The following is a 23504-nucleotide window of genomic DNA, read 5'->3' as shown; positions in this document are numbered from 1 at the left end:
TAATCTCCCTTGTTTATAGGATTTCTAACTCCATGTAATAAAGAATTAAGATTAATATAGGTTGTAAAAATGCGAGATTTTATTTATCCTACATTGATTTTTATAATCTTTTTGTATGCTATGGGCTTTGTCGCATTCTATACTTATAAGGGGGCTGCTTCTTATGCTGGAGGCAAAAAAGGATCTGTTACAACGGTAGAAAATTTCCAATCAGAAATTAACAAAAAAATCAAATAATTACTTAATTTTTTGATTAAACTACCGATTGTATAATATGTAAAACATTAATGTAAGGAGACATTATGAGAGTTGCAAGCAGTGTGATGGCTTCTGTTCAACAAGCCCAAAATCGAGACACGAGAAATGAACTTAATCGCAATGTGCAAGATAAGATCATCGCAGAAAAAAATGTTCTTGAGCAAGAAAAAGCTTCTACATTAAATAGAGCAGAAAAAGCACATGATGATAAAATCGCTAAAATTAAAGAAGACATTAGAAATGGAACATATAAACTTGATTTAGCTGCCACTTCAGAGAAAATGGCACAAAGTTTGCTTAATGTATAGATAAGGCAGACTTTAACAAATATTGAAAGCTAAACGCATTTCTTAGCAATCAAGAATCTTAAACATATCTATTAAAAATGTGGGAAACTTTTAGAATTTTGAAGATTATCGTGTTTGCTTCCCCAAATATTCTTTTTGGTGTAGCATTATCGCTAGTCTTAAGCTAGCAGAATCCATATCCATAAAGTTGTGTTTAATAGCAATAAAATCTTTGGTGGCTTTAAGAGGTTGTTAAATATTTTGTTTTAGAGTTTCATCTCACAAAACATACAATTACAACCGTTATCCACACCTCCAAAATCTAAAGGTCTGTCTGTTCAATCATTGAGGTTCAAAATGATACAAACAGATTCGTTACATACATATTTGCAAGAAGCAATTGATATGCTCCAATCACTCATCAACTTCACAAAAGAAGATATAGAAGATATAAAAATTGCCAATCATGAAATCATTTTTAATCGTAGCCATACAAAAGTTACTGCGATTAAAGAATTTGAGTTTGCTAAAGGCAAAATCGATCGTGAAATATTGCAATTAACGCAACAATATCCGCATTTGAAAATCGCTGAAATACTAGACGAAAAAGCAGACAGGCTTCTTACCGAAATGCGCAAGGCATTAGAAGAATTAAAATCGCTCAATACCCATTACGCACATATAGCATTTGCAGTAAGTGAATTTTATACTTCTATTGCAGATAGGCTTATCCCACGTGAAAAGGCAGACTATAAAAGCCGCGCCGAACAAAGCCAATTGCTCAAAATACAAGTTTAAGCAAGGAGAGTACAATGGGTGGTATTTTATCTTCATTGCATACAAGCACAACAGGACTACATGCGCATCAACTTATGGTTGATGTAACCGGCAATAATATTGCAAACGCAAGTGATGAATTTTACACAAGGCAAAGAGTTATCGTTCATCCTGAAAAGCCATTGTATTATCCAGACTACAATCTCGGACGGGGTGTGAGCGTTGATTCAATTCAAAGATTGCATGATGAATTTGTGTTTTCAAGATATTCAAAAGCAGCCACTGAACATAATTTCTTTGACACAGAATTTACAACTTTACGTGAAGCCAGCACATTTTTTCCTGATGTTGAAGGGGTGGGAATCTATAATGATTTGGAAGAATACTTCAATTCATGGAAAGATATTGCAAAAAATCCTAATGACACTGCACAAAAACAAGTTTTAGCAAAGAATGCTATGATTCTCACGCGCAATCTCAATGATACAAAAGAAAAGCTAGTAATTTTACAACGCAAAAAAAGCGAGGAACTTGAAGCACAAATTAATGATGCCAATAAACTAGGTGCGCAAATTGCTGAAATCAATAAAAAAATGAAAGAAATGGAGGACAGTCTCACACTTAAGCAAGCAAATGAATTGCGCGATAGGCGCGATGAACTAGAGTTTCGTTTGCGTGAAATTTTAGGAGGCAACGTTTTTAAAAGCAAATTAAAGGCAAATAATCTTGTAGGTGCTCAAGACGCAGATTATGATGAAGATTATACTTTCACAATTGGACATGGATTCAGCATGATTGATGGAGCAAACTTTCACCCCATTATTTTAAATAAGACCAACAATGCAGCTGGGCTTAATCGGTTATATATTCGAGGCTATGACTTTAAGGATGTGGATATTACAGACAGAATCGATGAGGGCAAGGCAGGTGCGCTTATTGATCTCTATAATAATGGCTATGAAGGCACAAAAGTAGGTAAATTGCAATATTATATGAATCTTCTTGATAGCTTTGCAAGAGGACTTATAGAAGCAACTAATACCATTTATGCGCAAAGTGGAACAGAAGAAATCAAGAGCGATATTTTAGAAATCAATAAGAATGAAGCCCTTAGAGATACTAATTATAATGTCAAAATGGGTAAATTCACATTATATGCCTACAATGCCAATGGTGAAGTACTTGCAAAAAAGGATATTGTTATTGATGTCCCCACCACGATGCGTGATATTGTCAAGCAGATTAATGCCAACACAGATGACAATAACAACAATAATGCTTTAGATGATTTTGATGATTATTTTACTGCTTATTATGATGATAATTCTAAACAGTTCAGAATCACATCAAAATATCCCTCGAGAGGTTTGTATGTGGGCTTACAGGACCACGGAACAAACTTTACAGGTGCGTTTGGAGTTAATAGATTTTTTGCTGGTAATGATGCAAGTAGTATTAACCTAGAATATGAATACCGTAAAGACTCCACCAAGATTCGCCCGTGGCTTATGCCTGTTAGCGGCAATTTTGATGTTGCCAATATGATGCAGCAATTACAGTATGAAGAAGTAGAATTTTATCAAAATAAACTCGATAAAAAACATATGAAGATTAATGAGTTTTATCAATTTACCACAGGTGCAGTCGCCAATCAAACCCAAGAGGTAAAAATCACACTCGATACCAAGAAGAGTATTTTAGAAGCAATCAAAAAAGAACACTTGGCAATTTCCCAAGTGAGTGTAGATGAAGAAATGGTCAATCTTATTAAGTTTCAAGGCGGATATGCAGCCAATGCAAAAGTTATTACAACCATTGATAGAATGATTGAGACCTTACTAAGCATTAAGCAATAATTCTATTGCTACTAAGCTCATTTATTTTTCAATAAACTCTAGCTTCCTATGAGATTACATTGCAGATTATTAATCTAATTTCTGAGATGTCTCTTATATTGTGCTACACGCGAATTCATTTAGCAGCACATTGAAAGATCAAGGTAAGAAAAATACCCCATCACTCTTGGATTACAATGTGAAAACCATATCGCTTAAGAATAAATTATTCTTATAAATTTTCAATTAAGTGAGTTTGATATAGCCAAGCAATCTTTGCAAAGAGAATCAAATCTGCCTTTATGAATTCATGCTTTGATAGCTGCATACAAGCATAAGAATTAAGATTTCATACATAGAGCAAAGGAAAGACTATGATTTGTATATTTGATATTGAAAGTGTGCCCGATATAAAACTTCTACAAGAAATTTATGGATACAGAGGGGATTCTCTCTCAATCTGCAAGCAAGCTTTTGAGGCACAAAAAGAAATAAGCGGTTCTGAATTTCTCCCTCTAAGCTTCCATAGAATCATTTCCATTGCTAGTGTCCTAGCAGATGATTTTGGCAATTTTATCAAAGTAGGACACTTTGCTAAAAACATAGATATAGAAAATAGAGAAAGAGTATTGTTGCAAGAATTCAGTACATTTATCAATAAACAAAATCCGCGTTTGGTAAGTTTTAACGGCAGAGGGTTTGATATGCCGCTTATAGCCCTTAGGGCATTGAAATATAACATAAATCTTTCTGCTTATTATGAGATAGAGAATGCACAATTTGGCAAAAATAAATGGGAAAATTATAGGCAGAGATATAGTGAGAGATTTCATCTTGATTTATTTGATACACTTAGTAATTATGGTGCAGCAAGGAATTTAAACCTAGATTCTATTTGCAAAATGGCTGGAATTATGGGAAAATATGAAATAAGTGGTAAGCAAGTTTTTGAACTTATTTTTACTGAAAATAATCTTGAAAAGGTGGATTTTTACTGTCAAAGTGACGTGCTTAACACTTATTGGCTTTTCTTGAAATTTGAGCTCACAAAAGGTATGATACAAATCACTGATTATTTGACAAATCTCGCAAGAATGCAGGATAATCTTCCTGAAAATGCTCCTTATAAAGAAGCACTTGTTACTTGCCTAACAAATGAAATACAAAAATATTCATAAAGGATTACTATGTGGTTAAACAGAACACTCTCTGAAACAATGCGGACACAATTACTCATCAACAACAAATTTGCTGAATATAATACAGATTCCTTAAATATCGAGCTTTTTAACTCTCAAGCTTTTGATCAAATTGCGCTAATTAATTATAAGAACAGAACACAACACACACAAGAGATTCTGATTGAAAAATTTACTTACGCACAAAACGAGATGCTAGCCTATATTCCCTTTTGCGTGCATCCAATGCCCAAACGCGCCTTGGTCTGCGGAACATTAAATTGTGAAATTGCGTATTTACTTGCCAAAGAAGGGTTGGAAGTGGATATTATCATGCCAGACAAAGAAGCATTTTATACGTTGAGTGGTTTCTTGCCGCATTTCAAGGAAATCACACAAAGCAATCGTATCTCTCTCTACGATAATTTTTTAAGTCTCAAGACTACACAATACGATATTGTCATTCATTTAGGTGAGATTAAAAATAATGAATTCAGTGCATTAGGGAAACTTGCCAACCAAGAATCTATCTTAATTTATCGTCTGCATAATCTCTACCTAGAGACTAATCTTGCATTACAAACGCTTGATGTTGCCAAGGATTTTTCGCATATTCTCATGCCGTTTGTTGTTTGTTGCCTAGAGAATAATTTTTATATTTTTGCTAGTAAAAAATTCCACCCCTTAGCCGATCTGATTCTACAGAAAAGTGATATGCTGGAGAATCTGCATTTTTACAATGCCAACATACACACTAGTGCCTTTAGATTGCCAAATAGGATTCAAAATATTATTGCACCTTATGTAAAAAATTAAATTACATATTATTCACATGTATAATGCAGTCCAAATAACAACTTGCAAAAGTATCCTTTCCCCTATCACAAACCCTATATAACGAGCAGCAAGCAAGGCAATTTATACTCACCTACAATGGCTCATGTACAAATCAAGCTACTTAAGACTAGCCCATGATTTTCCACATGCAACATTGCAAATAAGGGGTACATCTAAACAATAGATATTCTCCATAATCTCTTTAATATTATTGGCAAGCCTTTGTGCTTTGCTTTCTTCTATCTCAAAGATAAGTTCATCATGTACTTGCAAAAGCATCTTAGCATGTTTAGAATCTTGCAAATCAACATTAGACACATAAGATTTCCTAAAATCTGCAATATTATCAAATATTGCATTCATGCTAAGCTTCATTAAATCAGCTGCACTTCCTTGGAAAATGGCATTTATCCCCTCTCGCAAAAAGTTTTGTCGCATAAACTCCGTAGCATTCAAGAAATCGAAATGCCGCTTCCTACCCAGCAAGGTCTGGCTATATCCTTGTTGTAAGATTTCTTCTTTTTTTTGTTCCAAATATTGTTTAACAGTAGGAAAACTCGCAAAATAACTTTCAATGTATGTCTTTGCTTCGCCATTGCTAATACGTAGTGTTTGAGCCAATTTTCTTGCCCCCATGCCATAGATTAATCCAAAATTAATAGATTTTGCAATGTTGCGTAAATTTACCATAGTGGCAGAATCGGCATTTTCAAATACAGAACCAAAAATTCTCCTCGCAGCTTCCGCATGAATATCAGCATTATTCTTAAAGGATTCTATCAGGACAGAATCTTGACTAAAATGAGCTAGAAGTCGCAATTCAATTTGCGAATAGTCAAGACTTACAAGCACATTGCCACTCTCTGCCTCAAACCCCATACGAATACTTTTCCCTAATTCACTTCGCACAGGAATATTTTGTAAGTTGGGTGATTTTGAGCTAAGTCTCCCTGTATTTGTTCCTGTTTGGATAAAAGAAGTATAAATTCTTTTATGTGTTTGAGTAAGCTTTAAAAGCGGTTCAATATAAGTGCTAAAAAGCTTAAAAACTTCTCGATATTCAAGCAACAAAGCAATCACAGGATGCTTATCAATGAGATTATGGAGCGTAACTTCATTAGTGCTAAGGGGCTTATTGCGTTTTGTTTGCTTAGAATCTAATTTAAGATATTCAAAGAGAACTTGAGCAAGTTGTTTGGGTGAATTGATATTAAATTCATAGCCTGATTCTTGATAGATTTGCTGCTGCAAGACATGCAATTTTCTTGTAAAATCTTGCTTAAGATCAAGAAAATACTCTCTATTGATTCTAATACCCGAATCCTCCATATAGCAAAGAGTAAGAATAAAAGGAAATTCTAACTCCTTTGCAATCTTGAGAATGTCTGGAGGAGTAAGTAATTCTAAATGCTTATAAAGTTGATAAGTGGCTACCGCGTCCTCGCTCGCGTATTCACTTGCTTTCTCTATATCAACAGAATCAAAAGTGTGATTCTTTGCTACAACATCACTGAAAGCTATCATTTTATGTCCAAAATACTGCCACATCAAATTATCAAGGCTTAGGCTTTGATTGGAATCTAAAAGCCAAGCAAGAATCATGGAATCCATAATGCACTCTTTAGGCAAAATCCCGAAATTATGCCATGCCATACTAATATCAAACTTAAGATTATGCCCAATAAGAGGATAAGAAAAAATTATTTCTAATGCCCGCTTTGCGTCCTTTTTAGAAATTTGTTTAAGCGGACTTTGATGCAACTTGCAATCTTCTTTGGAAGAAGATTCTCTTAAAGAATCAAAAAGAGATTCTGAAACTGTATGATACTTGATAGAACCTTGGGTGCTATTTTGGGATATAAGAGGGAAATCTTCTTGAGATTCTAGCCTTTTATATTCATTTGATGTCAATAAGGTAGAGGGGAGGACAGAATCTTCTTGCACATTGATACCATGTAAAAATGGAACATAGTATCCTTGCAATCCATCAAAGCAAAAACTAAAGCCCACCATAACATTTTCTTTCACATTAAGCCCATCTGTTTCACAGTCAAAGGCTATTGTCGTACCCTTAGGGATAGATTCTAATAAGGTAAAAAGCTGTTTTGCTTCTGTAATTGCCTGATAATTAAATCGAAATGTCTGCTTGGTTATAGGGCTACCTGTACTTTGTTCACCTTGCTGGGTATAATCTAAAATTATAGAATTATCACTTGTATTTTTCGCTTCTGCGCTAACAAGGTTTTTTTGTTGTGTAGAAAAAGTGGGCTGATATTTTTTGAGATTCCCAATAATTTTATACAATTCGTATTCTGCTAACTCTTGTTGTATCTTTAGAAGAGGCATAGGATTATTGTGATTTTGTGAGGATAAAAAATCATACTTAGGAAATAAATCCTTTTTTAAGGTTACAAGATTCTGGCTTAAAAAGGCTGTATCTTTATGTTCTTTGATAAGACCCGTAATTCTTTTGCCAAAAAGACCTATAAGCTTTTCCTCATGAGATTCTAATGTAGCATAGAGTACATTCAAATCCTTGAAATGTGCTAAAATTTGTTGTGCGCCTTTCATTCCAATTCCCTTAATACCGGGAATATTATCACTAGAATCTCCTACAATGCTTTGATAAGTAATAAATTCCTTGGGGGTAACGCCAAATTTTTCTTGACATTCCTTAGCTGTGATTTTTTGCTTTCTAGCGTAATCAAAAAGACTTGTTTTTTCGTTGATAAGCTGATATAAATCTTTGTCATGGCTAATGATTTGCACTTCTAAATTCATTGCATTGGCTAGACTAGATAAACTCGCAATACAATCGTCCGCTTCATAGCCATCAAACATAACTTGAGGAACCTGCATTTTTTCTAGCCATGTTAAAGCTACGGGCAATTGTAAAAGTAAATCTTCTGGTGCTTTCTGTCTGTTTGCCTTATATTGTGGGTATATTTCTTTGCGTTTGTTTGTCCCACCTCCTTCAAGTGCAAAAATGATGCAAGTCTGTGGATTGTCCTTGTAGAGGTTAAAAATAAAATGGCTAAAACCTGTGAGCAATGAGGTAGGAAATTGCTTGGAATTTTGCAAAGGTGGTAGGGCATAATAACTACGAAAAAAATAACCAAAAGTATCAACTAAGATTACAGGCTTTTGCATAATTATGTTCCTTATTTTTTCACACACTCATTTGTTCTATCTATCAATGCTCTTAAGAATCTAGACTCTATGCCATAGATACGAGTATAAATGATAGGGCATACAAAGCAATACGACTAACAAAGCTTGCAAGAACAAAGTCCCATACATTCTCAAGTCTTGTTGGGAGCTTAAACATGGCAATGTTTAGAATCTAACACCACAATCACAACTTCTTAACTTCTAAGATTGACAGTTTCAAATAATTGCGGATTATCTCTAAAATCTGCAATGGCTTCTTTATACACCTCTACAATCTTATCAATACTTAAGTCAAGATCATATTTTAGCGCAGATTTCGCATATTCTGCTTTCATTATCTCTAATTCTTGTGGATGTTCTATCCAATATTCTATTTTTGCCATCAAATCAGTTGTATCATTAGTTCTAAAGAGACTGCGCGAATCAAGAGCAAACTGATTGGTTGCGCTCACTTTAGAATCTGCGATAACAGGCACGACCCCAGCAGAAATTGCCTCCAAGCATGAAATTGCCTCGCTCTCTACCTGCGCTGCATGCACATAGAGATTGGCACTTTTAAGCTTTCCAATCAATATTGCATTGTCAATAAAGCCAAACTCTATAGGATTGGGCAGTAAGGTTTCGCAAAGATTGCGTAAATATTCTTCTTTGGGTCCAATACCATGCAAATGCAGTTTAATTTTTTTTGCATACTTACTTTGAGCAATTGCCTTTATCAAAATATCATGCCTTTTTTCCTTAGATAGCCTACCCACTGCAATGATATGAAAAAGAGAATCTTGGTAAGGAACTCCCTTGGATTCCATAACATTTAACTTAAACCCATTGCTAATGACATACTTTTTACCAGCATATCCTGCTCTCTCTATTTCCTCTTTCATAAGTTTGCTTGGACAATGAATGTGATGGGTATAGCGATAAAAAACTTTATAAAATCTTCTAAAGAGATATTTATTCAGCCATTCAAAATCCATATTCATATTATAGCTAATGTGTTGTGGTTGCAGATGAAACGCACTTATATAAGGAATGTGCATTTTCCTGCATAAACGCATAGCTGCAATTTCAAGCGCAAACGGTAAGTACAAATGCACAATATCACAACCTCTTATTGCAGATTCTAAAATGTTAGAATCTGAGGAACCAAAAACCATGTGTTGTTTATGTGAAATTTCTGTAACGATGGGGATATAACGTTCTTTGACAAGATATACTTTTTCTCCCTCACTCCCTATATATTCCCTTTGTTGTTTATCTTTATTGTTTGTCGCGACTACGCGAACTTCATGCCCTCTTTTTACTAACTCTCTTGCAAAACGAAATGCTGTCATAGAAGTCCCATTGCTTCTATCGTTGTAGCAATCTACAACAATGCCTATAATCATTAATTATTAAATTTTAATTTAAAGATTTTTTTATCAAATACAGCTATGTAAAACATGCCATAAAAGATTTTGATGTCAAGTAGGAATCCTTCTACCTTTACTTCGCATTTTTTTGTATCGTCTTGCAAGGCTTCAGCCTTAAAAATTACTTCATGTCCCAATTCAATAGGTGCTAAAAATTTTATATCAGCCCCAATAATAAGGCTATTTTTTTTATTGAGAGCTGCCAGCGCAGCGTGAGCAGCTGCACTAAAAATAAATCCGCTATGGATAAGTCGTGAATCTACACACATTTCTGAAATGGGCGTGAAGATAACCTGAGATAGATTGTTAGCAAGCCCCACCAACTCGCCTGAAAACTTAAAATTTATATCTTTTGCAATACTTCTGTCTTCTAAGTGATTGGTAAGAGGGGTATCTTGCGCGGAATTTTCTTCTGCAGTCATTATTCCTCCTTTGCTTTATTAAAAATATATTTTAACACAAAAAATGCAATTATTTATGCGTAATTATATTTTAAAATACAACTTTGTTAAACAGAGTACAAAGCCTTAAGTCTTTTTTGCTATACAACTTTAAATCACTGCGATGCTTAATTTTAAGAAATTGTATAGAATCTAGGATTCTATGGGCTTCTTGAGTATAGTCCATGCCCAAAATACATTGCACTCTCTTATACGAATCTCAATATTAGATGCAAATGTTTGCAATTCTTTGTCTTTCCACTATGAAAATTATATTGCCTATGTCATTCACGCAAGCACACTGCACAAACATTCTATTGACACAAAAACATTCGCTTTGATTGTAGAATCTTGCTTTCACAAGCTCCTCAAGCAAGGCAGTCGTTACTGATAAATGGGTAAAACATGAAAAACTCAATTCCCCAATTCAAAATCAAGCATGTCAATAAGCTTAGATTCCACGATTGTTATATCTTATTTTGGTCAAAAAGACTTATCCATTTCTCCGCTATACGCACTGCATTTGTCGCTGCACCCACACGCACTTGGTCAGCCACGCAAAATACATGCAGGATTCTTTTATCAAAATTATCTTCACGAATACGTCCCACAAAAGTTTCGTCTGTATTGGTTGCAATAAGCGGCATAGGATAGCGATTTTCTTGTGGAGAATCAAGCACAATGATACTCTGGGCATTTGCTAAAATCTCCCTTGCTTTATTTGCGCTTACTTCTTTTTTAAAGCGAATAGTGATTGACTCACTATGACTCCTAAGAATTGGCACGCGCACACAAGTAGCCGATAGCTGAAAATTTGCGTGCATGATTTTTTGACTCTCATTCACCATTTTCATTTCTTCTTTTGTGTAGTTATTCTCTAGGAAAACATCAATATGCGGGATAAGATTAAGTGCAATTTTGTGCTGAAAAACTTTTGATTCTATGGAATCAAGCTCAAAGGCAAAAAATTTCTGCATCTGCACAACAAGCTCTTCCATACCCCGCTTTCCTGCTCCGCTCACTGCTTGATAGGTGCTAACATCTACACGTTCAATCTCAAATTCCTTATGTAGAGGGGCTAAAACATGCACCATCTGTATAGTTGAACAATTAGGATTAGCAATAATGGTAGAATCTTTTGTAATATCACTAGGATTAACTTCTGGCACAACCAAAGGAATATCTTTTTGCATACGAAAAAAGCTTGTGTTATCAATAACTAATGACCCGCTATTTACAGCATCTAATGCGTATTCTTGACTAACACTAGAACCCGCGCTAAAAAAAGCTATTTCTATACCTTCTTGTTGAAACACTTGCTTTGTTGTTTCTAAGATAGGGTAATGTTTGCCTCGAAATTCCACGTTCTTACCTATGCTTCTTTGACTTGCTAGGGGGACTAATTTTTTGATAGGAAAATTTCTTTGTTCCAAAACCAAGAGGAGCTCTTCGCCTACTGCACCACTTGCCCCTACAATCCCTACAACATATTCTTTTTGTGGCTGTTGAGTATTTGCTGACATTCCTGTATCCTTTGTTGATTGGATTTTATTCTAAATATCATAATTTTATAGTTAAAATACGCTTAATTTTGCAATTAATCTCGAAATATAAGCGAATTATATCCTAATTTTGTTAAATTAATTGAGTTGTGTATCTGCTGGTTTTTTATATAAATGTTATTCAACCGCTAGATTCTAGTGAAATTACAACATTGAAGCAACAAAAAAGTCTCACATTGTGTGGTATCTCCATTTCTAGCACCAATACACACAAAAAAACAATGTCAAGTAGCGGCAATTTTAAGATGTCAAATTGTAAGCCCAAGATAATCTTAACAAACAATCTTATCCGTAATTTTTATAAAACCATAGCTCCTATAACCCCAAACGTCAATAAAGAGAGATTATATACCAAAAATGTCGGGATACAAGTATCACGAATGTGGTCATGTTGTGAATCTGCATTCAATCCAGAAGTAGGTCCTAAAGTGCTATCACTAGCAGGAGAACCTGCATCTCCCAACGCCCCAGCTATACCAATAAGCAAAATGGTAGCCTCTACACTAAAGCCTAAATCGGCACTTAAGGGAACATAAATTGCAGCTATAATGGGCACTGTACCAAAGGAAGTCCCAATCCCCGTAGTGATTAAAAGCCCAACCAATAACATAAGAATTGCACCCATAAATTTCGTATTTGTGAAAGTCGATATTGTATTCACAAGATTTTGTACTTCACCACTTTGACGCAAAACTTCACCATATCCAGCAGCCACAAGCATAACAAAAGCAATGAATGCCATCATCTTTAAACCGCCCTCCATAATCAAATCAATTTCTCCCCATTTGATACCGCCTAGGATAATCATGCCCAAGAGTCCAACAAATGCCCCGAGCGGTAAAGACCCCGTAATGAGTTGTCCTACAAATGCAAGAATAACTCCTACTAAAACTGCATATTCTCTCCAACTCATAGATATTTTCTCAAAGTCTTTACTCACAGAATCCTTGTAGATTCTAGGTTTTTTATAGAGTATAAAGACTGCTAAAAATAAGCCTACAAGCATTGCCACTCCCCCAATCCACATCACACTAGCAATATCACTAAGTCCAACTTGCATGCCATTTGCTACCATCTGGTCCTTAATCACGGTATGAAAAATCAACCCAAAGCCCACACCAAACGTTACATAAGGAGCTTGTAATCCAAAGGTAAGCGCACAGGCAACAGCCCTCCTGTCAATCTGAAGTTTATTCATAAGACTCAAAAGCGGAGGAATAAGAATAGGAATAAAAGCGATATGCACAGGAATGAGATTCTGTGAAAAACACGCAAGGCAAGCAATGCTAAGAACAAACATGATTCTTCTATCACTAATATTCTTCGTGATACCATGCAGCAAAACAGGCATGAGATTCGTACGTGAAATTGCTGTTGCTATGGCTCCTAAGAGAATATAGCTAAGTGCCACGTTAAGATTGCCTGCCATGCCATTGATAAGAATGTCCCCTGTAACAATAACAATCTTAAGTAGAGAATCTAAAAAATCTTTAGCAGTTACATTAAAAGTATCGGAATCTATGCTGCTAGATTCTGTCGTCTGAGATTCTGTGTAATGAGAAGTTACAGGTGCAGAATCTGTCTCACTCCGTTGAGAATCTTGATATTTACTCAAAAGATTGGGGGAGAGTACTCCCGCACATAATGCAGCAATAAAAATAGCTAAAAGGACATTCAAACGCAACACACACAAAATTGCCATGACTAGCACAGAGACTACAACCGCATTACCCAAAATATCCATATTTTTCCTTATTGTTGTATCCTATGATTAGGATAACAAACCAAAATTTACTATCAATTCTATAACTATTGTGAGCCAAAATGCCCACAAAATCTATTTCCTTTGCTGTTCCAAAAGTGTTTTTGCATAGTTAAGTGCATTTTTGTCTAAATTCGAACCACTAATCATACGAGCAATTTCTGTAATTTTTCCTGCATTATCAAGCAGAGTAATTTGTCCTTTATTATGCAAATCCTTACTAATGAGATAATGATTATCGCTAAGTAAGGGCATAAAGGGCTGATGCGAAATAGCAAAGATTTGATAACTTCTGGAGAGAAAAGCAAGCAGCTTTGCTACGCCCTCACTCTCTTCTCCACTCAAATTGGCATCAATTTCATCAAGAATGAGAATCCCTCTGCATTGTGCGCCATTCTTCTCCGTATCTCCTTTTGCAAGAACACACAGCATACTTAATCGCAAGCGATTATATTCACCCGAAGAAATATTATTCTTAGGAATAGAATCTAAGAAAATCTCTAAAGTGTCATAGCCATTTTCATGAAGATGATGCAATATGACGCTGCTTGCAAAATCCTCAATTACGTTTTGTAATTGTAAAGTGATTTTCTTAAGCCTCAAATCCTTGCCAAAGCTATTTAATTGTTTCTCAAATAACGAAATGAATTTGAGTCTTTGTTCATGCAAAGTCATTGCAATGCTATGTGCTTGTTGTGCAAGGTCATGATACTTTTTCTCTAATTGTGTTTTGTCAAAAGATATATTTTCATATTCTTTTAATTTTTCCCTTTGTGCCTCTAAATGCGCAAGGGCATTTTCCTCACTCCCATACTTACGGTTAATATCTGCTAGTTGCGACAAACGCTCCAACAAAGATTCAGGGTCTAACTCCAAATGCTCAAAGGTAGCCATGCCGCTCTCAATATGTTCCCTTGCCTCAATAATGGCAGATTCAAAAGAAGCTCTATCAATTTCTAAAAGCTCAAAAGCCTTATAAACAGAATCTAGGCTATCCAGAGTGTGTAATGCCATATTGCAATATTGCAAAATTTTTTCTTTTTTGCTTAAAAGCCTTTTTTCATGCAATAGCTTTTCATATTCCCCCGGACATGGGTGAATGCTTGTGATTTTATCAATTTCAAACTGTGCGAAATCTTTAAGTGTTTCTATATTGCGCTCTTTGGATTCTAATTCCTCCAAAGCACTCTTACACTCCTTAAGCTGAATAAAAATCTCTCTGTATTCAGACACAAGGCTTTTGTGCCTAGAATCCTTTTTTCCAATGAGATTATCAAACAGATTAAGCATAGATTTGCTTTCAAGCTCATTGGCATCTTTGACACTGATATACCGAATAAATTTTTTAGCAATTTCACTCAACTTTTTTTTAGAGAGAGATTGATGATTAAAAAAATAACGTGTGTTTTGTTTTTTGAGAATAGATACAATAGTCTCTCCTTGACTATCAATAAGCTCACTAGAAATTCCCCAATCTTCTAAATCAATACCAAATGTTTTAAAATCTATTTCAAGATTAATTTCAATCAGCTCTGCATTGGGTTCTTTCAAGCCAAAAGCACTTAAGATGGAATTGAAAAATACAGATTTTCCACTACCACTCACTCCGCTAATGACATTCAATCCAGCATGTGTGTAAAGCTCAAGATAAGAAAATGTAGGCGATTTATTAATCAAAATACGTTTAATCATGGATTATCCTAACTATATTGAATGCCTAAAATAATAACAAAAATCCCAAACTTCCAATTCAAACAAAAGAATAGGATTCCATACCGTGCCATTTAACCCTATAGAATTCGACAAACACCTTTCAAACCATTCATTCAACAACGAAAGGGTGAGACTATCCTGCTTACGCAAAGGATAAGGTTATCATTTTGTAAATTGCTATTAGAGATAAGTTCTAGCACCCCTATAAACTTTTTTCCAATAACTGCTATAAAGATTTGCCTTACGCACCTGTTTGCCCTTCCCTGGCGCATGGATAAATTGCCCATTGCCAACATAAATTCCCACATGATTGATTCTGTTTCCATTATTTGTAGTAAAAAAAACTAAATCACCTTGTTGCAACTTGGTTCTTAATACAAACTTACCCGTATTAAATTGGTCTTGAGAAACTCTAGGTAAATCCAAACCATTTAATCGATAAACAGCTCTTGTTAAACCGCTACAGTCAAAACCGCTAGAGGAAGTTCCTCCCCATTTATAGGGAGTCCCAATATAGCTATGCGCATGCTTTGCAATACTTAAGCGCACATCGTGAATTTTTACTTTCTGTGAAGTGTGCTTATTGATAACATAACTCTGTGGATAAACAATAAAAAAATCTTTGATTAATCCTTGCTTTTGATATTGATTGGCATGCGCCTTTGCAAGATTGGAATTTGCAAAGTTACCAAAACGCACCTTATATACTCCATTTTCTTTAAAGAAAAAGGCATCAAGCCCTTTTTTATTTAATGAATCTGCAAGATTCCCCGCATTCTGAAGTTTCCTAAAGCTACCTACTTGAATACTATAGGCGATATTATGAGCTTGATGCGATAGAGAATCCTGTCTTATTCCAGAATCTTTGCTGCCGTGTTTATTGGGCTTATTGCTAATGTGTGTTTGACTAGCATCAACACACATTATAAACAGACATGCGCAAAAGAGCTTCACAAGTAGGGTAAGGTTTTTTTGCATAATCTCTCTCTCTTGAGAAAATAAAGAGGCTATTATAATAGATTTTGATAAATTAAAATATCGCATTACTATGATGTGATTCTCTAAAAGCATAAACCTTGACTGCTGCTTCGCTATATTTTAGAAATACCCTTGTGCCTTCTCAAACAAGCTTGGTTATCCAAACAATCAAACATCTTAAACAAATCAAGAACAGCTAAGAGATTGCATCTTAACCTTTTTCTCAATCTATATTTTGCAAGCAGCGCATCGTTCAATACATCATTAATCAAGCTATTACAAAAAAGATGTCAGATAAAGCTCTAGGTTTTACATTTCTTAAGTAACACTCTAAGATTCATTTTGAAAAAAAGAGGGAGAATCTCACAATAATCAAAGCCTAGTTTATGATAAAATAGACATTAGCTAATCCAAAGGAACACCAAGATGCAACCAGATTATCAAGGTTTTGTAAAAGCTGCTAAAGCAATCTTTGACGATAGAATCCACACGGATTATTTGCGGCGATTTGCCTATGGGGCTGATGCGTCCTGCTATCGCTATATCCCTCAAGTCGTGGTGAGGGCAAAGGACGAAAAAGAGATTTGTCAGCTTTTTGAATGGAGTGCGCGCTTTAATGTCCCGCTTAGTTTTCGCGCTGCGGGGACGAGTCTAAGTGGGCAGGCGTGTAGTGAGGGCGTACTTGTGCTTGCTAATACTCATTGGCAGGACATAAAGCTTGTTTTCAAATCCCCGCAAGAGAGTGAATCTCAAGCCCTAGACACCTCGCAGGACTTCTCTCAAAGCTCTCCTCAAGCCCACACGTCTCATAGCCCTCTCACCGCATCCGCGCCCTCCCCAAGCAAGAAAGAGGCACATTCCCCAAGCCCTCTCCAATCACCTGCACCAAGCGCGGATTCTAACTCAATCCCGATACACTCTCCTCAATCGCCCGCTTTAAGCGCAGATTCTATCCCAAGCTCTCAAGGCTCTCACCGCTCCTCTCACAAGAACGATTCTAGTAAGGCACATCAGCATACCCCCCAAGCGCATACCTTGCAAGAAAGTGCAGATTCTGCTCCGACCCTAGCTTGCTGTGTCCCTACTCCCTCTCAAGAGAAGAGCAATTCCCTCCCTAGCCCCCAATCCATTTGGCTCTCTTGCGGGGTGATAGGCAGTGATGCGAATGCCGCCCTCAAGCCCTTTGGTAAAAAGATAGGACCAGACCCAGCGACTATCAATAATGCGATGATTGGCGGGATTTTCTCAAATAACTCAAGCGGTATGTGCTGTGGCGTGAAGCAAAATAGCTACAACACGATAAAATCCGTGCGCGTGATTTTGCGCGATGGCTTTGTGCTTGATACCAGCGATGAAAAAAGTTTAAGCGACTTTATATGCACGCACCAAGACTTAGTGCGTTCCCTGCTTGATTTGAGGGAGCAGATTCTCGCAGATGACACATTAGCCGCACTGATTAGGCGCAAATTCGCTATCAAAAACACGACAGGTTATAGTCTCAATGCCCTGCTTGATTTCGCTGATGTAAAAGAGATTCTCAATCATATCTTTATCGGTGCGGAGGGGACTTTGGGCTTTGTCTCACGCGTGGAGTATGAATGCGTGGAGGATTATGCCTTTAAAGCCTGCGCCCTGCTCTTTTATGAGAATCTTCTCACTGCCTCCAAGTCAGTGAAGATTCTCGCCCATAATGAATCCCTTGTGAGTGCGGCTGAAATGATGGATTATGGTTGTTTAAAGGCAGTAAGTGATTTAGAGGGTATCCCAGAGATTATTTTTCGTGCTAAAGAAGGGAATTGCGCCCTGCTTATCCAGCTTGAAGATTCTACCAAAGAGGGCTTAGAATCTAAAGTAAGTCATATCCAATCCGCTCTTAAAGCTGCCCCTAGCCTCTTTGGCGAGGAATTTAGCTATGATTCTAAGCAGCAAGAATCGTGGTGGAAAATCCGCAAGGGACTTTTACCGATTTCGGCTTCGACAAGGCGCAAGGGCAGCACGGTCATCACAGAGGATATATGCTTTGAGATTGAATCTTTTGGGCTAGGAATGGAGAAAATCACCGCTCTTTTTGAGAAATATCATTTTGAGGGCATTATTTTCGGACATGCCCTTTCAGGCAATGTGCATTTTATCATCACGCCGCTTTTGGGCGATAGCACAGAGAGGGAGAATTTCGCACATTTTATGGACGATATGGTGGATAGTGTGATTGCTCTAGGAGGCAGCACGAAGGCAGAGCACGGCACAGGGCGAATGATGTCGCCTTTTGTCGAGAGGGAATGGGGAGCAAAGGCATATCGTATCAATCGACAAATCAAAGCTATCTTTGACCCGCAAGGGCTGATTAATCCTGATGTGATTATCTGCGATGATCCCTCTATCCATTTACAGAATCTCAAACCCGCCAATGCCATTGAGGATTTTATCAATCAATGTATGGAATGCGGCTTTTGTGAGAAAGTTTGTCCCAGCAAGGATTTGACGCTTACCCCTAGACAAAGAATCGCCGTACGCAGAGAGATAGCAAGGCTAGAGGAATTAGAAGCAGCAGGACTTTTGGATAATCCAGCGGACGAAAACACCCTAAATCAAAGTGCGTATCCTACCCAAAAGCCCCAAATCCAAGCATCTACCTCTGCCGCAGATTCTCAACCTCGCCCCGCTTTAGAGACTGTGAATCCTCCTTTCTTCAAGGTAGCAGACGGTATCATTAACCGCGGCTATATATGGATACAAAAGGCACAAGAAACACTCCCCTTAGGATTCCAAAAAACACAAGAGAATCGCCCCCTCTCTCAAAAAGAGATTCTCAAAGAACTCAAAAAAGGCTATCGTTATTTGGGCGTAGAAACCTGTGCTACTTGCTCAATGTGCGCTTCTTTATGCCCCTTAGAGATTGACACTGCAAAAATCGTCTCCGCTTTCAAATACGCACAAAGTGGCTTTGTCGCTAAAAAGGCGGCGAGTCATCTTGCCACAAATCTACCCCGCACGATAAAATGGGCGCATAAAGCGATAAAAGTCGCTAATGCGGGTAACAAATATTTGGGTACAACGATAACAGGCTTGCTTAGCAGAGGTGCGCATAAAGCCCTAAACACGCCTATCGTGCCGCGCTTTATGCCTCAATCCAACACCTATGCTCTTAGTCCCAAAATATCGCCTAAAAACACGGGCAGTGTGATTTACTTCAGCACCTGTATCAATCGTCTCTTTGCCCCTTCGCTGAAAATGCCCGATAAACGTCCGATTCAAGAGGTGTTTGAAAGCGTGTGTCATAAGGCAGGAGTGAATGTCCTCTACCCACAGAATCTTGATAGTCTGTGTTGCGGCAAGGCGTTTAAGGATTATCCAAAGGTTTCTAGTGAGCTAGCTTATGAGGCTTACAAGGAGCTTGTGATTAGTGCGAAGCAGGACAAGCTTGATGTAGTCTGCGACCATAGTGCTTGCAGCTATGAGCTAGTAAAGCGGGTGGTGGAGTTTGCAAAACATAGCGGTTTGTCTGTCAAGATTTATGATATGCCCCAATACCTTGCAGAAGTGCTTTTAGCAAAGCTCTCTATCCAGCCCTTAGAGGAGAATATCGGGCTGTATGCGATGTGTGCGACTAAGAGGGGGAAATGGAGCGACACGCTTTATGAGGTGGCTAAAGCCTGCACGAAAGGAGAAGTCATCATTCATCACAAAACGGAGTGCTGTGGCTTCGCAGGAAACAAGGGATTCACTACGCCCGAATTGAATGAAAGCGCGCTAGGTGCATTCAAGAGATTCTATGCGGGACTCTCTAGCAAGAAGATAGCACGTGGATATGGTAGCTCAAGCACTTGCGAGATAGGCTTAAGCGAGCAAAGTGGCTTTGGCTGGCAAAATGTGGTTTATCTTGTGGATAGATGCAGCAAGTAGCACAAAGGCAGAATCTACACCTTGCCATTTCGAGACTTGGAAAATAAGTTGTAGCAATCCATAGAGCTATTAGGCAGGGATAATTTACTATTAGATTTTACATGAGCAAATCATGTGTCCCAACTTGCAAACCTAGAATCTAGTCCATACTCTCTAAGGGTTATATGTTTGAAGAATCGCCTTACAATTCTCAAGGAAATACCATACAAGTAAATACTTCTGTAAATATTCACTTATTAAAATCAATAGATGAAGTGGATTTGAGAACGTGAAAAAATCACTAAAATTTTCACGCACACGCGAAGTGTGTTTCGCCCTACCTAAGCAAACACACATCATCAAATGCAGTATGCTCACAAACACAGAATCTCTGGTTCTAGTTGTATCGTTATAGCAGAAATCAGAATCGACAAGAGTGAGTAATTACTTGCTCTTGCAAACCCACAAGCATATTATAAGCATATAGTTGGTTTTTTATAACAGACCTTAGGAAATCTTTGTAAGTCATTAAAGCGAAGATTCTATGAGAAACAATAAGGACTTTTTTTCTTCTAAAATTGATAGATGAGTTGCACAAATACTTATCCATACTTTCAATATAAGTTGAAATCTCTCTGTGAATTGATTGCTTGGCTTTGCCTTGCAATAATAAAACATTGGCGTTTGGAAGTGTATTCCTCAATCAATATAGCAAGACTCATGCAAACACTGAATCAAACTGCTCATTACATGACACAGAATGGCTGAATACATTCCCTTAAGCCACTACACAAGCCTCTTAGGGTTAAAGTGTGCTTGTGTAACATGGCACAGACCTGCCAACAAAGACAAGTTACCCAAACCTGTAATTCACTGCTTGTAAATCTCAAGTCTCCTCCTTTCCTATGCGAAGGAATTGGTATGCCATAAGAATCCAAATTCTAGGACTTTCATTACAAAAGATTCACAGAGTTTTTAAGAATCTCTATAATTTCCCTTATGCAATTACAGATATGAACTTACTTTACTAAGAAGCACAAATCCCCCTTTGCTTTTGCAAACGAAAGAATATAGCTTAAAGATTATGGCTTAACAAGATTCTTTAGCAATGAATGGTTAAGCGCATTCTAGGCTATTGTCTTAAACACCTTGTCTTGCAATGACAAAATAAATGGGATTCTAGATTCTTGGTTTGCCATTAATAAAAAGATTGAGGATGCCCACAAGTAAGGAATTTTAACCATGCAAATATAGAAATGAATAGAGCCAATAGACATGATATTGAGGTTATCAATTGCTAAGTGGAAGTTTGAAAATTTAGGATTTAGAGTTGTAAAAACCTTATGAAATTCAAATCTTTATTCGCTCTGAATACACCTATGTAATTCCATTCACATAGTAGTTACGGCAAAGCACTGCTTATTTACAATCGTTTGTTGATTTCTACTTAAATTATTAGCTTCCAATAGACATAAATCGTGTCTGATAACTCTGTTGTATGACATTCCTTATAACAACATCGTTATGCTTATTTTCTGCTTGGAAACTTATACATTATTCAATCTTATTCCTTAGCTAACTCAAACGGAGTGTTTCGGGCATAAAGTTTAATGCTTGTCGCATATACTTCCCTAGCTAATGTAGATAACTTATCCTCCAAACATCATATCCAGAGTTAAGTAGCAGTCTAGCTAACCTCCTATTATCAATAGATTGACTTATGGTATTTAAAACATAAATAACAACTTTTTTTATGTAAAAACTACTTTTTATGTAATTAGTTATGCCACATTCTATAAAAATATTCAAATCCTCTGACGTAACTTGAAATATTGTGATTGGTGATTATTGTTAGAATCAACTAAAAAGTTCTTAGCGTCATTACTTTTTGTTCTCATTATGCCACAGTTATTTCCTCTCCTGAGAGCGTATCCACTCTAGCCAGAATACTCTGATAACACACAAGACGCGCTGTGCCTATTGGTGATGATTCCATGTTTGTTACAGCAACAACCAAAGAACTATTCCTAATATTGTCATTGTTTTATTATCCTCTTATTCCTCCTTTGTTTTTTACGCCCAATAATACCCCACTCAACAGAGCTATGTTGATATTATAAGCGGGGTTGTTAGATGGCACGGGCAACAATATTGCCAGATATAAACTACCTCTATGAACACTAGGTGCAATGCTTAAAATAACGGCTTTCACGCTAAGTGAATAAGTTTTTAGTGTTTATAGACTTCTTAATGCTGCCATTTTCTTTTGTTGAATGCCACATCGATACTTAATGAAATTTAGTTTTAGCTTGCAGGGGACTTTTAACTTAACCTAAAAGCTTATATCCATAAATTGAAGAAAAGTAAGGTAAGCTATGTAAGAGATTCTAAATTCTAAGAGAATACTTCTGCTTTTAAACCCGCTTATCCTCTATCAGCGATACTCAATTTGATGTTTTTGTTTTATCAAATGAGGCAAGATTAAATGAAGTGAGAATGCAAAACGAGATTCTAAAATCTAAATAATAGCAATTCTACTTTCTTCTGCTTGTGTTTATTGATGTAGAGATGATTTGAATCTTCTTTAGAAATAAAAGTTTAAAATAGAGATTATATATTTCATTCCCAATCTTATCATAGGATTTTTATAGTTTTATGTATCGATTGATAAATTCTATTGGAAAATCCCTCTTACTATTCAAGCATTCTTGCATCTTATTTTCTCCTCCCCGGTCTCCATATTTAGATCTTGCATTCATTCTCAACAATTAATATTAGCAATGTCGTGTCGTTCGCTCAGTATAGCTTGAAAGCAGTTTTGCATCTCCCTCTAAGAAAATATTTTACATTGTATTTCATTGCATGCAGTCATCATCACAATCCGCATTGTTTCAAAACCTCTCACTAAAATATTCACAATTTTAAGAACAACATTTCTTTCAAAACACAGAGATCTTCTCAAGACACATTTATAACATAGAATTTAAGATGAAGTAAAAATAAAGTGTGAAATATTTTTTGCATTTTTAGTACAATCTTGCTTTCTCTCCTTGCATTATGTTTCTTCACAACCTTAACTGCATACAAAATGAATAATGTTCTCTTTTAGAATCGCTTGCGTGAAGTTATCGAGCTTTTTGAATCTAAATGCTGTATGTGTTTAGACGTCTTCAAATTAATATTTAAGAGTCTGCAATCTTTCTGAAATAGGGTGCTTAGAACACTTGAAGTTCTGCTACATATTTCGTGCGCATATCAAATCCAGCAAACAAGTGTCTGTCCTTCTCTTGGTTTCTGCGACCATGATGAACCTTAAAGTCTGAATCTAGCTCACTTTGCTTAAGTGCGTATCTGCACGCTCATTGTGTAGAATGTATAAAAAAGCGTATAACACACAAACTAAGCAACACAGAAG

At 36.6% G+C, this 23504-nt stretch carries 14 protein-coding genes; 7 read left to right on the top strand and 7 right to left on the bottom strand.

Going from position 1 to position 23504, the window contains the following annotated elements; translation table 11 throughout:
* The first annotated feature begins 69 nt into the window (after positions 1–69).
* The 6 genes from CQA44_RS12585 to CQA44_RS08090 all read left to right on the top strand — a co-directional run bounded on the left by CQA44_RS12585 (position 70) and on the right by CQA44_RS08090 (position 5151).
* Positions 70–237 carry a hypothetical protein gene (locus tag CQA44_RS12585; protein WP_181881833.1) on the top strand — a complete coding sequence of 56 codons (168 nt, stop codon included), beginning with the start codon at positions 70–72 and terminating at the stop codon, positions 235–237.
* 65 nt (positions 238–302) lie between these two features.
* On the top strand, positions 303–566 hold the full coding sequence (locus tag CQA44_RS08110) for a biofilm formation regulator BssR (protein WP_115546761.1): 264 nt from the start codon (positions 303–305) through the stop codon (positions 564–566).
* A gap of 324 nt (positions 567–890) precedes the next feature.
* Complete coding sequence (locus CQA44_RS08105; protein WP_258864956.1) at positions 891–1343, top strand: hypothetical protein; 453 nt, start codon at positions 891–893, stop codon at positions 1341–1343.
* A gap of 14 nt (positions 1344–1357) precedes the next feature.
* A complete protein-coding gene (flgK, locus tag CQA44_RS08100) occupies positions 1358–3178 on the top strand; it encodes a flagellar hook-associated protein FlgK (RefSeq protein ID WP_115546759.1) in 1821 nt (606 codons plus the stop codon).
* Between the two features lie 353 nt (positions 3179–3531).
* Positions 3532–4335, top strand: a complete 804-nt coding sequence (locus tag CQA44_RS08095; RefSeq protein WP_115546758.1) for a 3'-5' exonuclease — start codon at positions 3532–3534, stop codon at positions 4333–4335.
* Positions 4336–4344: 9 nt separating this feature from the next.
* Positions 4345–5151, top strand: coding sequence for a spermidine synthase spee (locus CQA44_RS08090; protein WP_258864955.1), 807 nt, complete (start codon positions 4345–4347; stop codon positions 5149–5151).
* Between the two features lie 138 nt (positions 5152–5289).
* Here CQA44_RS08090 and polA read toward each other — a convergent pair whose 3' ends face one another.
* The 7 genes from polA to CQA44_RS08055 all read right to left on the bottom strand — a co-directional run bounded on the left by polA (position 5290) and on the right by CQA44_RS08055 (position 16207).
* On the bottom strand, positions 5290–8322 hold the full coding sequence (gene polA / locus CQA44_RS08085) for a DNA polymerase I (protein ID WP_115546757.1): 3033 nt from the start codon (positions 8320–8322) through the stop codon (positions 5290–5292).
* Positions 8323–8537: 215 nt separating this feature from the next.
* Positions 8538–9728 (bottom strand): glycosyltransferase, encoded by a 1191-nt coding sequence (locus tag CQA44_RS08080; protein WP_115546756.1) that lies wholly within the window; start codon positions 9726–9728, stop codon positions 8538–8540.
* Positions 9728–10174 carry a PaaI family thioesterase gene (locus CQA44_RS08075; RefSeq protein ID WP_115546755.1) on the bottom strand — a complete coding sequence of 149 codons (447 nt, stop codon included), beginning with the start codon at positions 10172–10174 and terminating at the stop codon, positions 9728–9730. Before CQA44_RS08075 ends, CQA44_RS08080 begins: the two co-directional genes overlap by 1 nt.
* A 485-nt stretch (positions 10175–10659) precedes the next feature.
* Complete coding sequence (locus tag CQA44_RS08070) at positions 10660–11715, bottom strand: aspartate-semialdehyde dehydrogenase (protein ID WP_115546754.1); 1056 nt, start codon at positions 11713–11715, stop codon at positions 10660–10662.
* Between the two features lie 337 nt (positions 11716–12052).
* Complete coding sequence (locus tag CQA44_RS08065; protein WP_115546753.1) at positions 12053–13498, bottom strand: Na+/H+ antiporter family protein; 1446 nt, start codon at positions 13496–13498, stop codon at positions 12053–12055.
* A 93-nt stretch (positions 13499–13591) separates the two neighbouring features.
* Positions 13592–15208: an AAA family ATPase gene (locus CQA44_RS08060; protein WP_115546752.1), complete on the bottom strand. Its 1617-nt coding sequence runs from the start codon at positions 15206–15208 to the stop codon at positions 13592–13594.
* Positions 15209–15409: 201 nt separating this feature from the next.
* Positions 15410–16207 (bottom strand): NlpC/P60 family protein, encoded by a 798-nt coding sequence (locus CQA44_RS08055; RefSeq protein WP_258864954.1) that lies wholly within the window; start codon positions 16205–16207, stop codon positions 15410–15412.
* Between the two features lie 426 nt (positions 16208–16633).
* On the opposite strand from CQA44_RS08055, the gene CQA44_RS08045 reads away from it, so the two are divergent.
* Positions 16634–20110 carry an FAD-linked oxidase C-terminal domain-containing protein gene (locus CQA44_RS08045; RefSeq protein WP_258864953.1) on the top strand — a complete coding sequence of 1159 codons (3477 nt, stop codon included), beginning with the start codon at positions 16634–16636 and terminating at the stop codon, positions 20108–20110.
* The last annotated feature ends 3394 nt before the right edge of the window (positions 20111–23504 follow it).

The sequence above is a fragment of the Helicobacter sp. MIT 14-3879 genome, from assembly GCF_003364125.1.
Note: the sequence above shows the minus strand (reverse complement) of the source record. Positions and strands in the feature narration are given on the sequence as shown.